Source organism: Holdemania filiformis DSM 12042, from assembly GCF_000157995.1.
Taxonomy (GTDB): Bacteria; Bacillota_I; Bacilli_A; order Erysipelotrichales; family Erysipelotrichaceae; genus Holdemania; species Holdemania filiformis.
Map to the genome: position 1 here is coordinate 169,560 of NZ_GG657557.1, position 11,129 is coordinate 180,688.

15 protein-coding genes are annotated in these 11,129 nt (G+C 50.6%); 4 read left to right on the forward strand and 11 right to left on the reverse strand.

Annotated elements, in window-relative coordinates:
• On the reverse strand, positions 1–247 hold a 247-nt coding region (locus HOLDEFILI_RS19740), incomplete at its 3' end, for a hypothetical protein (RefSeq protein ID WP_006059476.1).
• 165 nt (positions 248–412) lie between these two features.
• Here HOLDEFILI_RS19740 and rpoN point away from each other — a divergent pair.
• Together rpoN and HOLDEFILI_RS09700 are read left to right on the forward strand one after the other, a co-directional pair.
• Complete coding sequence (gene rpoN, locus HOLDEFILI_RS09695; RefSeq protein ID WP_006059477.1) at positions 413–1,693, forward strand: RNA polymerase factor sigma-54; 1,281 nt, start codon at positions 413–415, stop codon at positions 1,691–1,693.
• 109 nt (positions 1,694–1,802) lie between these two features.
• Positions 1,803–2,942, forward strand: coding sequence for a GGDEF domain-containing protein (locus HOLDEFILI_RS09700; protein WP_006059478.1), 1,140 nt, complete (start codon positions 1,803–1,805; stop codon positions 2,940–2,942).
• Positions 2,943–3,158: 216 nt separating this feature from the next.
• Here the strand turns inward: HOLDEFILI_RS09700 and HOLDEFILI_RS09705 are convergent, their stop codons facing one another.
• The 4 genes from HOLDEFILI_RS09705 to HOLDEFILI_RS09720 form a co-directional block, all read right to left on the reverse strand.
• Positions 3,159–3,812: an HD domain-containing protein gene (locus HOLDEFILI_RS09705; protein WP_006059480.1), complete on the reverse strand. Its 654-nt coding sequence runs from the start codon at positions 3,810–3,812 to the stop codon at positions 3,159–3,161.
• A gap of 223 nt (positions 3,813–4,035) precedes the next feature.
• Positions 4,036–4,683: a Type 1 glutamine amidotransferase-like domain-containing protein gene (locus HOLDEFILI_RS09710; protein ID WP_006059481.1), complete on the reverse strand. Its 648-nt coding sequence runs from the start codon at positions 4,681–4,683 to the stop codon at positions 4,036–4,038.
• Positions 4,684–4,744: 61 nt separating this feature from the next.
• On the reverse strand, positions 4,745–4,927 hold the full coding sequence (locus tag HOLDEFILI_RS09715; protein ID WP_039864618.1) for a hypothetical protein: 183 nt from the start codon (positions 4,925–4,927) through the stop codon (positions 4,745–4,747).
• A gap of 322 nt (positions 4,928–5,249) precedes the next feature.
• A complete protein-coding gene (locus tag HOLDEFILI_RS09720; RefSeq protein ID WP_006059483.1) occupies positions 5,250–5,855 on the reverse strand; it encodes a uracil-DNA glycosylase family protein in 606 nt (201 codons plus the stop codon).
• A gap of 299 nt (positions 5,856–6,154) precedes the next feature.
• Between HOLDEFILI_RS09720 and HOLDEFILI_RS09725 the strand changes: the two genes are divergently transcribed.
• Positions 6,155–6,784: a hypothetical protein gene (locus HOLDEFILI_RS09725; protein ID WP_039864620.1), complete on the forward strand. Its 630-nt coding sequence runs from the start codon at positions 6,155–6,157 to the stop codon at positions 6,782–6,784.
• 71 nt (positions 6,785–6,855) lie between these two features.
• Here HOLDEFILI_RS09725 and HOLDEFILI_RS09730 read toward each other — a convergent pair whose 3' ends face one another.
• Positions 6,856–7,677: an HAD family hydrolase gene (locus tag HOLDEFILI_RS09730; RefSeq protein ID WP_039864621.1), complete on the reverse strand. Its 822-nt coding sequence runs from the start codon at positions 7,675–7,677 to the stop codon at positions 6,856–6,858.
• A gap of 225 nt (positions 7,678–7,902) precedes the next feature.
• On the opposite strand from HOLDEFILI_RS09730, the gene HOLDEFILI_RS09735 reads away from it, so the two are divergent.
• A complete protein-coding gene (locus HOLDEFILI_RS09735) occupies positions 7,903–8,673 on the forward strand; it encodes an AIM24 family protein (protein WP_006059487.1) in 771 nt (256 codons plus the stop codon).
• A gap of 69 nt (positions 8,674–8,742) precedes the next feature.
• On the opposite strand, the gene HOLDEFILI_RS09740 is transcribed toward HOLDEFILI_RS09735, so the two are convergent.
• From HOLDEFILI_RS09740 to HOLDEFILI_RS19745, 5 genes are all read right to left on the reverse strand, one after another.
• On the reverse strand, positions 8,743–8,949 hold the full coding sequence (locus tag HOLDEFILI_RS09740; protein WP_006059488.1) for a hypothetical protein: 207 nt from the start codon (positions 8,947–8,949) through the stop codon (positions 8,743–8,745).
• Positions 8,949–9,380, reverse strand: a complete 432-nt coding sequence (locus HOLDEFILI_RS09745) for a hypothetical protein (RefSeq protein ID WP_006059489.1) — start codon at positions 9,378–9,380, stop codon at positions 8,949–8,951. Before HOLDEFILI_RS09745 ends, HOLDEFILI_RS09740 begins: the two co-directional genes overlap by 1 nt.
• Positions 9,381–9,382: 2 nt before the next feature.
• Positions 9,383–9,979 carry a GrpB family protein gene (locus HOLDEFILI_RS09750; RefSeq protein WP_006059490.1) on the reverse strand — a complete coding sequence of 199 codons (597 nt, stop codon included), beginning with the start codon at positions 9,977–9,979 and terminating at the stop codon, positions 9,383–9,385.
• Between the two features lie 65 nt (positions 9,980–10,044).
• Entirely contained in the window at positions 10,045–10,743 is a 699-nt protein-coding gene (locus tag HOLDEFILI_RS09755; protein WP_006059491.1) for an MmcQ/YjbR family DNA-binding protein, read from the reverse strand.
• An 18-nt stretch (positions 10,744–10,761) separates the two neighbouring features.
• Positions 10,762–11,129: HAD hydrolase family protein (locus HOLDEFILI_RS19745; protein ID WP_006059492.1), on the reverse strand; the 368-nt coding region annotated here is incomplete at its 5' end.

The window sequence follows — 11,129 nt, forward strand, 5'->3', positions numbered from 1 at the left end:
CCAGATCTTCCGCCTTCGTCCGCTCGCACAGCGCGGCTTTGTTTAAAAAGTAGACCGGACGCGTGTTGATTTTAATGACCGTCCCTTCGCCGTGCGCTTCGTTAAGATATTGCGAAACAAGATTGCGGCTCACCCCGAAACACTCCGCCAGCCCCTGAGCGCTTAAGCCGGACAGATCGTTCCAGGCAAAATGCCGGGTCGCTTCCGCCAGCGCGTCGAGAATTTTTTTCTTTGCCGGACTTTCCATACGTTTCCCCTCCTTGGGTTCTTTCCTTAGAATAATTCGATCAAAAAAGATTACAATTTAAGAATAGGTTCGGAATCCGACTTTGTCAATCCAACGCGGATTAATTTTGAGAGCGCTCTCACAGAGAGCGGATTGTGCTACAATAAGAAAAAAGGAGGGGACCGCATGAAAAGTACGCTCGCCTTAACGCCAAGCATCCAGCCGCAGCACCGCTTGAAACCGGCCATGCTGGAATCTTTGAACATCCTGCACATGAGCTCCGACGCCCTGGCGGCTTATCTGAACGAACAGATGCTGAGCAATCCCCTGCTGGAATGGAGCGATCAGCGGACTGTCCGGAGCGATGATCTCTATGAACAAGCCGGACAATTTGTCGCCGCTGAGGTTTCCCTGAAACAACAGCTGCGGCAACAGGCGGCAGTTTTGTTGGACCCGGCGGATCAGGTGATCGCGGAAACCTTGATCGGCTTGTTGGACGACGATGGTTATCTGCGGGAGGAGCTGGACGCGCTGTGCGGTCTGATGCACATCAACAAGGCAAGATTGAACCGGATTCTGTCTTTATTGAAAACGTTGAAGCCAGCCGGAATCTTCGCGCACGATCTGCGTGAATGCCTGCTGCTTCAGCTTATGGAGCAGCATCCGGAAAATGAACTGGCCCGGCGGCTGACCGAACACCTGGAAGCGCTGGCCCGGGGCGGTACAACGTCGTTGTGCAGGACACTGCATTGCACAGCGGATCAGTTAAACGAAGCGATCGCCCTGCTTCGCCGCTGCGATCCCAAGCCTGGCCGCAGTCAGGGTGCGGCCGCGGCGCCGCTGGTTTGCGAAGTCCAGGTGGAAATCGAGGACGGTCAGTTTAAAATTACATTGGCTCACAGCTTCAGCGAGCTCATTTTCAATCCGATGCCGATCAACGATCCAACAGTTCAGGATTACTTGAAGCAGAAAACCGCGGAAGCTAAAAACCTGCTTCTGGCAATTCAGAAACGCAATCAGACGCTGGCTTCGATCACCCGTGCGATCTGTCTGAATCAAAGCGCGTTCTTCCTGCGCGGTCAACCGTTGATTCCCTTAACCCGCCATCAGATCGCCGATCAGCTCGGTCTGCATCCCTCAACCATTTCCCGTTCGCTGGCCGGCAAGGGATTGGAATTCAACGGTCAGCTTTATCCCTTCTCTGTTTTTTTCTCCGCCCAAGTCCGGAATGATCTGAGCCAGGATCAGGTGCTGCGGCAGCTGAAGCGCCTGATCCATGAAGAAGACGCGGAAGCGCCGCTGAGCGATCAACAGCTGAGCGACCGGCTGAAAGCGCTGGGCTGTCCGATCAGCCGGCGGACGGTCGTCAAATACCGTGAAAAACTGCGGATTCCTGATTCCCGTGTCCGCCGTCAATGGGCCCGTACCGCTTTGTGCCGCACCCCTTCAGGGAAAATTGAAAAGTAGCCCGGATTCTCCCTTTTTCCAGCTTGTTTCAATTATTAACAACCGAATCTTCTGATCTCTGTTATAATGAACTTACAAAGGGAACTTATAAAAGTTCGAAGGTGAAGTTATGCAGCGATGGAAAAGACGCGTCGATCTTCAGGTATCCCTGCTTACGGCAGTCATTGTTTTCCTGTCTTCCTCCATCGTTTTTATTTTATGTTACTCGTATACGTATAATGGGATGATTTCAGAATTAAAAGAACGGGTTCACGCCATTGTCAGCTATGTCAACACGTCGCTGGATCCGCTTACCTTTACTGAAATCCACGACCGGGATGATATGGCCTCCCCGCTGTATCAACAGACGGCTCAGTCGCTGCGCGATGTTCGCAGCGCAACCGGCGTTCGTTATTTATATACGGCGACGGTCACGGAAAACGATACCCTGATCTATCTATTAGATGGCCTGGATCCGGACAGCGAGGATTTCCGGTATCCCGGCGATCTGATCGAACCGGAGATTCAGCAGGATCTGCGGACAGCGCTGGCCGGGAAAGAGATTATGCCGGATGCCATCAAGTCGACGGATTGGGGGAAAATTTTTATAGCCTATTCGCCGGTCTATCAGAACGAGACGGTCATCGGTGTGGTCGGCGTTGAATTCGACGCCGGGAGACAGGCTGAAATTTATCATCAGCTGCGAAACTTTATTCCGCTCATCTTAATCTTCGCCTGTGTTCTGGCCACCGGAATCGCCTTCTTTGTTTTCCGCCGGATTTCCAATCCGCATTATAAAGATCTGGCAATTACAGATCAGCTGACGCAAATCCGCAACCGCAATGCTTTTGAAGTGGATATCGGCAATCTCAACGCCTCCCGTCAGTTCAAAACAATGGGAATTCTTGTGGTGGATCTGGATCATTTAAAACAGGTGAATGATGAACTGGGGCATATTCAGGGAGATTTGTATATCCAGAAAGCGGCGGCGGTTCTGCAGGAATGCCTGGAACCGCAGGCGATTCTGTACCGGACCGGCGGCGATGAATTCGCGGCCTTGATTGCCGACACTTCCGGACAGCAGGACTTGAGTGAATTCTGCGCCCAGCTGAAAGCTCTTTATCAAAAGAAGCGGCCGGACTGGCCTGTGGAAACGGGCTTATCGGTCGGATGGGCTGTTTATGAAGCCGGCGATCATTCTGTCGAGGATATCTACCGGCGGGCAGATAACGCGATGTATCAAGATAAAGCGATGACGCATCCACGATAAAGCAATGTTCAGCGAGCTGAGCGTTGCTTTTATATTTGGCTTTTCCAATGTGGAATTAATGGCTTCGTCCCTGAAGCCTGTTCAAAATTTTATTAAAGCCGAATCCAAAAATGAATTTCCAAGATTTTTAAGACTGAAAAGACAGAAAAAAGGCCAGAGAAGGCTCTGACCTGTTTCGCTCTTTTTCGGGCTTGTCCGCTGTTGTTAAAACAGGGGTTAAGCCTGACCGTTCCATTCGTCAAAGAATTCCTGAAGGTACTGTTCCATAAACGCCGTGCGTTTCCGGGCCAGACGCCGGCCGGTTTCCGTGTTCATTTTACTTTCCAGAAGCAGCAGCTTCTCATAAAAATGGTTGATCACCGTACTGCGCTCGCTGCGGTAAGCCGCGGCGTCCATCTGGGTGCGGGGCGGCAATTCAGGGTCATACATCGGATTGCCGACATGACCGCCGTAATAGAAAGTGCGGGCAATGCCGATCGCGCCGATCGCATCCAGCCGGTCCGCATCCTGGACAATCTGCCCTTCTTGGGATAAGACCTGCTTTTCACTCAGATTCTTGGAAAAAGACAAATGATCGATGATCGCGAATACTGACGCCTGAATCGACGGATCAATTTCCGCCAGACGCTCTTCCAAAAACCGATGTTCCTTTTGGGGATCCGCCGTCAGCTTATCGTCGATAACATCGTGAAGCAGCGCCGCCGCAACGATCAGATAAAGATCGCAGGGAGCTTCGCTGCGGGCAATCAAGACTGCGTTGTTTACCACGCGCAGGATGTGATCCAGACTGTGCCCGCTGGTATCGCCAGCTAATTTGGATTGCGCGAGGGCATAGAATTTCCGACAATTTTCTATTTGTGTGTTATTCATGCTTCTCCTTTCGGGCGAAACGCCCGGTTCTGTTTCATAGGTTAACTTATACTCCGTTCGTTTATCATAGATCAGACCAGCAATGAATTCAAGTTGAAAAAATCAAACATTCCCGCTAGCCGCTCGCCCGACATTTGACTTGTCCAAACAGAGAAATCTCAGCTTCTTTTCCCTTCAAGGCGCTTTTTCGCAAGATGCCCGGGTTTTCGCCGGACCTTCCCTTTTAACTATTTTTATTTCTCGTTTCATCAAAAATCTGATACTCGCCGACGATTTGAATTTTTCCGCCGGTCACCTGGACAAAAGCGTCATCGCATAACGCCAGGATCGGCGCAATCCGGCTGGCCTGTCGGATTTCTTCCCGATGCTGCGCGCTTGCCAGGTTGAAATGCGGTTCCAGATTCATCGGAACCAGTCCTAATCCATGGTACTGTGTCAACTCCGGGACATTGTCCAGCTCATGCCTGGCCAACACGATCTGATCGCCCATGTTGATCGCACCGGCGCTCATTCCGATCAGAACGGCTGTCGTTGTTTTCAATTTCTCCCGCAGCCCGATTCGTTCAAACGAGGCATGCTGAGCCAGCGTATCCCCGCCCGCCAGCCAGATCACGCCGGCCTGTTCCAGAACCTGATCGATTTGAGCCAGGGGCAGCCGGTCGTCCAGAATCGTCAGCGTCTGAAAATGAAATCCCGCGGCGGCAAACATGTCCATGATCTTCCGGGCATATTTTTCATTCACTTCGGCCTTGTCAAATGAAGATGCGGCGAAAACGAAATGTTCCTGTCTGACGATCGTTTGCTTCAGTGCTGTGATAAAAGCTTCAGGGAAGCCGTTGGGAAAGTCACTGGTTAGAAAATAAGTCTGCATTCTCAAATCCTCCTGAAATTCATAATTTCAATGCTCTGTGGCTATTTTTTGTTTTTTAAGCTTAACGCAGGGAAACGGAAGTGACCACCCGGCGGATCAGCGCTTCGTTCTGATCGTAAAAATCCCGGTCAAACGTTCCTGTTACGGTATAATTCTGAACCTGACCTTCAAAGAACAACAGCTGCAGTCTGACGCTTTCGCCTTCCTTCAGTATTGCCAGCCGGCCGCGGCCGCCCTGTTTCAAAGTAACAAGTTGATCTTCAGAATCCGCCAGCGGGAATGTCCAGGTGGGTACGCCCTATTGATAGATCATCCTGAGCGAATTCCGGCCAGAGGGATCGCTGAGTGCCAAACCAAAATTCGGTGGAATTTCACTGATCAGCGGAGGATGGATATTCTGATCGCACACGCAGCTCCAACCCGCCGGTAGTTCGATCGAAAATTCCGGATCTCCGAACGCTTCCGGTTTAAACACGCATCGTTTTTCCATGGGATGAAAGAAAATACTGGCGCTCAGACCATCGCAATCCCAACGGGGCAGGCTTTCATTAAGCGGGAAATCATCTTTATTCTCCTTTACGGATTGCGGCGTGAATTTGAGCCCGGATTTCCGGCATCCGCCGCAGCTCAAATTCGGGGTGGTCCTTCAGCCATTTCCGGTTTAACGGCGACGGATGAGGAAGCGTAAAAACAGGAATTCCCCGGAAGTCCTGCGTCTGAAAGATTAAGTCTTCCAGTGAAAGTTCAGGAAATAACCATTGTGCGGCATAGCTGCCGATCAAAACGATCCGCTGCGGCTGAACAAGCTCCAGCTCCTGTCGTAAGTACAGCTCGGCGCAGTGCTTCGGCGGCCGGAGATCGCCGCTGCCCTTCGCTTTGCCGGGATAACACCGGGCAATCGAAGCGATGTAAAACAACCGGGGATCATAAAACTGTTCGTCTGTAATCTGATACCATTCCTGTTTCAGCTTTTTCCCGCTGGCATCATTAAACGGCAGTCCGGTTTCCATCACGCGCCGCGACGGAGCCTGGCTGATCTGAAATATTTTAGAATCCAGACTGCCCTGAAATATTGGATGCGGTTCATCCTTCATCTGATTCTCACAGACGCGGCAATGCTGCAGCTGCGTTTTCAATTGTTCAAAGCGGAGTAATCTTTCTTCCTTATTCATAGTCTATATCCTGTTCTTAATGATTTAATTTTATTATACCACGGTTTGGATCAACATTATCCGCTCGTCAGCTCAGGCTCCAAGGGGAATTTCATTGCAAAAGCGGAGGGAAAATGCTTTAATTCAAAGAGAGGAAGACCGCTGAAGCAGGGCAAAGAATCCCAGGGAATTCAGCGGCAGCCGATCATCATTTTTCATTTTGAGAATCGGTAAACGAAGGAAACCGACGATCCATGAGCCATAAGCGCTAAAGGATGTTCATTCCTATCAGTTCAGACGTTAGAGATAAGGAGAAAAAGATGAAGCCAATCATTAAAATCATGAGTATTGCCGGGCTTCTGCTCGGTTTCCTGAGCGGCTGCCAACAAGCTCCCGATCCGGAATCGGAATTCACTTTGAAAGCGGCCAGTTTCAATCAGGAAGACACCGCCATCGCCAATCAATTTGGATATTCCGCAGAACCTCAGGTCTTTCAGTTCGCCGCGGACAATACCGTTCAATCGCTGCATTACACGGTGTATAAGCTGGATCAGGGAGAATGGGAAGTCCAGTGGACGGGCGATCAAAGTTTATCCGGGACCCGCGGCCGCATCGCCGTTTATAGCGACAGCTTACCTGCCGGCTACACCCTGATCCTGCAATGCGACAATATCTGCGTAAAAGATGAACTGCGGGTCGACGATCCGGATTTTACGATGCCGGAAGGCTCCGCTCTGTTTACCGCTTCCCTGAAGCAGGAAATTCCATTTCAATTGAACGAAGAGATCCCTGTCCTTCTCCAGCGGATTTCCACGGAGAATGATACAATTCTCGTTGACTTAGAACAGTTTTTCAAGCCTGATACCTTTGCCAAACAGGATGAAGTCTGGGCGCTGACGCTGATTTTCCAGGGTTCCGGTCATTCCCTTCAGCTGCCTTCAAAAGAATAACCTCAGGCGGAGACTCAAAAGTAAAAACGAAAGTGAAAATGATCCATCGTTCCTTCTGAACGATGGATCGTTTAAATTTCCTTACTTGTCAACAAATGTTCTGCAATGAACTTGCCGACGCCGTCGTGATCGTTATCGTCTGTGATAGCATCCGCGGCGCTTTTGGTTTTCTCGCTGCCGTTAGCCATGACGACGCCCATCCCGGCATTCATCGTCATATCGTAATCGTTGTCCGCGTCGCCGAAGGTGCAGAGCTCATCCATCGTAAAACCATGCAGTGCCATAATTTCTTTCAGGCCCTGCGTTTTTGATACCCGCGGATCCATGTATTCAAACAAAACGCTGGCCGTGATCAGTCCTGCCGACTTGGTTTTCGGAACGGTAAACGTATGACTGCGGGCAACGACCCGTTCCATCGTTTCCGGATCGCAGACAATCATGACCTTCGGCCGCGGCTGATTCAGAAATTCATCATAATCGACCACATGGTAGGGAATATGATCTACCCGGGAAAGCCGTTGGATGAGCCGGTCATCTTTAGGCGCATACAATTCTCCCTGCCAGGGAATCGCAAAGTTCACATCAAGATCTTCATAATGCCGGATGACCTGGCGGATAACGTCCCCATCCAGCGGAAAACTGCTTTTTTCCACATTCAGCTGAAAATCCGCAATTTCCGCACCGCCCGTGCCGACAATGGCATCGACGAGTCCGCCAATACCCCAGCGTTCCAGCTGATTTTTAACACTGTGCACATCGCGGCCGGTCGCCAGGCCAAACAGAACACCCTGTGCTTTGATTCTTTTGATTTGTTCGATGGTATAGGGAGAAACGACTCCCTGGCTGTTCAGCAACGTTCCGTCAACGTCGCACATGATTGCTTTGATCGCCATTTTTCTATTCCTCTCTGATTTTACAGTCTTCATCATTATAGAACAAAAACCGGGGGATGCGGACATGGATTTGTAAAATCAACAATCAGAACGCTGAAAATTTCCTTGTTGTCTTTTAGATTTCAATTTTCGGGAAGTCCTGAAACTTAACCGAAAGTTAACAAAAGTCCGGCTTGACGCACCTCCGCGCATGGTATAATTGAAAAAAGAAAGAAGAGGAATCCCATGTATCAGATAAAGAATTTTCAGGATAACGACGACGTCCGCACCGTTGATCAGCTCGGCCCGTTTACCGTCATCGAATATCTGCGCGACCTCAGCGTTACGCCCGGCTCCGCTATGACCGCTTATTATTGCAATGAAATGAATGTTCGCAAACGGCAGGTTCTGTGCGATCTGGGGCGAGCTGATATCACCATTCAAGCTGGCGCGATGCAATGGATGGTCGGCGACGTTAAAGCGACAACCGGCGTTAAGGGCGTCGGCGATTTGTTAGGGAAAGCAATCCGCGGCAAAGCGACCGGTGAATCGGCGATCAAGCCGGAATACACCGGCAGCGGCACCTTGGTGCTGGAGCCGACTTACAAACATTTAATTTTGATGGATGCCGCAGAATGGAATGGTTCTGTCGTTCTGGACGATGGTTTGTTCTTAGCCTGCGATTCCCGCCTGCAGCATAAAGCCGTGATGCGCTCGAATTTCTCCTCCGCAGTAGCGGGCGGCGAAGGTTTGTTTAATTTGAGTTTGAACGGAACCGGCGTCTTCTGTATTGAATCTGATTGTCCGAAAGAAGAACTTGTGGAAATCACGCTGAAAGACGACGTGCTGAAGGTTGACGGCAACTTTGCGATTGCCTGGAGCAATTCACTGCAGTTTACCGTGGAGCGTTCCAGTAAATCCTTGATCGGTTCCGCCGCTTCCGGCGAAGGACTGGTCAACGTTTACCGCGGTACGGGAAAGGTTTTATTAGCGCCGGTCACGAAGCTTCCGCTGTAATTCAGCAAATTCAAAAAAAGACGGAGTCTGAGCTTCCGTCTCCTTCCGATCCGGAGATTCCGGATCTTTTTATATCCGCTGACAAAAGACGACTGTTTTTTCCTTCAGGGATATTTTTTTCACTTCATAGCCGTAAGCCAAACTATTTTTCTTATAAGAAAGGAAAGCATGATCCATGGGAAAACCCAGTATTTCTTCGATTTCGGCAAACGTTAATTTTAAAACCGGTACACCGCTTTCCTGAACGCTTCGCCACAGTTTTTCAACCTTATCCATTACCGCTTCTCCTCGCAGACAGGAAAATCCGACGATTGGAAATGGCTGTAATAGCGGCCGCTCTCCGCCGTAAATTTCAGAATGACACGCTTTTCCAGCTCCGTCGTTTCCGTTGTCTCCTTCTCGTTTTCCCCCGCGTCTTCCAAAATCTCTTCCCGCTCATCGCCAACCATGAGCCAGCCTTTTAAGCAGACGCCGCGGTAGAACCGTTGATCCATGAAGTAAAGACTGGCCGGACAGGAACCGGTCAAGGGCGTCAAAGCGAAAGCGGTGGGATCGATGTCAAACAAGAACTCGCGGATGCCTTCACGCCGCAGCGGCTGCGGTAAGGTCTGCGTTTCCGGATATCCTTGTTCGTCAATGAAGGTGCATACGGCATAACCAGCGTTATCCGCCAGCTTTCCAATCGTTTGTTCCGGATTTCTAATCATCGTTATTTCTCCTTGTTCTCAATGAACGTCTGAACCGGCCTGTCTTGATTTTCCATTTTCGCTTTTTGCGTATATTCCCGGATCATTTCAGCTTTGGCCGCGGTGTAGCCGTCGCGATCAAAGCGGTAAGGACCAGCCAGCCGCTGCTTCAGCTGCTGATAAGCCTGAGCGGCTTCGGGATGATCGATCAGATAATCCCGGAAAAACAGCTCGTCATGATCGCCTGGTCGGCGCAGATGCAGATGGAAGACAGACGGCGCAAAGCCCTGCGGCGTATATCCTTTGTTGAAAGACATCCGGTTTTCCGTCTGGCTCATGCACAAATATCCCGCATCCAAAAGGATGGTTTTCAGGGCCTCCCAATCCGCCTCCCCTGTCGTTTCCACCAAAATATCCACAATCGGTTTTGCCCAGATCGTTCCGACTGCCGTGCTGCCGATATGCTCCATGCGAACAATCCAGTCTGCGGGAAGTCTGTTTTTCAAACCGGCGGATTCGTCGGCATACATCACCGGCCATTCCGGGCGGGGCGGGACAAGCTCGATCGGGAACCGCTGCCATAGTTCTTCCAGCGTCATTTCGGCTAAGGCTTTCGGCATGAACTCCCTCCTTTTTCAAAGTCCGCTGCCTGCGGATCTTTCGGGCTCTCATCAATCGGATCTCCTTATTTCTGAACTTTAGCGGGCTTTCCTCCCGCTTCCGTCAACGCGAAGCTTTCCTGGATCCGTTCCTCAATTTCCGGATCCGGAAGCGTTCCATCAAGCACCAGCGTAAGCCAATGCTTTTTATTCATGTGATAAGCTAAATAACAGCCTGGTTGACCAATATATTCATTGAGCCTTTCCGGCTGTATCTTCACGACCAGAATATCCACAGAGCCCTGCCGTTGAGGATCCAGCTTCCGGCTGTCGATCGTCATCAGAACGCCGAACCATTTCAGCGTCGTTTTGTGACGCAGCGCGGCGGAATCTACCGATCCTTCCCAGAGATATTCCGGCTGCACCGCATAGCGCTCACGGATATACCCGACAATCCGGCGAGTTTGTTCCGCCTGGAACTCGTCGGTGATAAAACAGGTTGAAGCTATCTCGGCCAGCTTCTGTTCACAGCAGCGGCGCAGTTCTGTTACGAAGTTCCCCTGCGCAGACTCGGATTTGATCAGGATGTATTCCTCCTGGGTGATCGGATCGATGACCGTGTAATCAACCTCACCGGTCTCCGTCACGATGACCTGAAGCAAAAACTGATTGTCCAAAACCGGCGTTTCCCACAAAAACCGTCCCTCAGCAGGCTGGAAACCATACGTCCGCAGTCGTTCAGACACCGGTTTTTTAAAATGAAATAACGTTTCGATCTCAATCATTTCATCCACTCCCTCGTTTTACTCCGCGGATTGTCCCGAAAAGCTAAATTCCGGCAGTTCTTCTTCCAACAAATTATCGATCAGTTCCTGCACGGAAGCGACGCTGTGCGAAGCGCTCTGGATTACCCGCGGTTCCGCCAGATCGATGCAGTAGCTGTGCGGTGTTGTTTTAAACATGGGAATATCATTCTCCGAATCGCCAACGACGATTAAATCATCCTGCCCGATGTTATACCGCTGACACAATTCGGAAATAGAGATGCCTTTCGAGCTGTTTAACGGACCGATGTCGATCATATCCTGATCGCTGGTCGTAATAATCCCCGGATAATTCCGCTGCGCCAGCGTTTCCCGGAAGGCATCGCGCTGATGCGGCGGCACAAAAA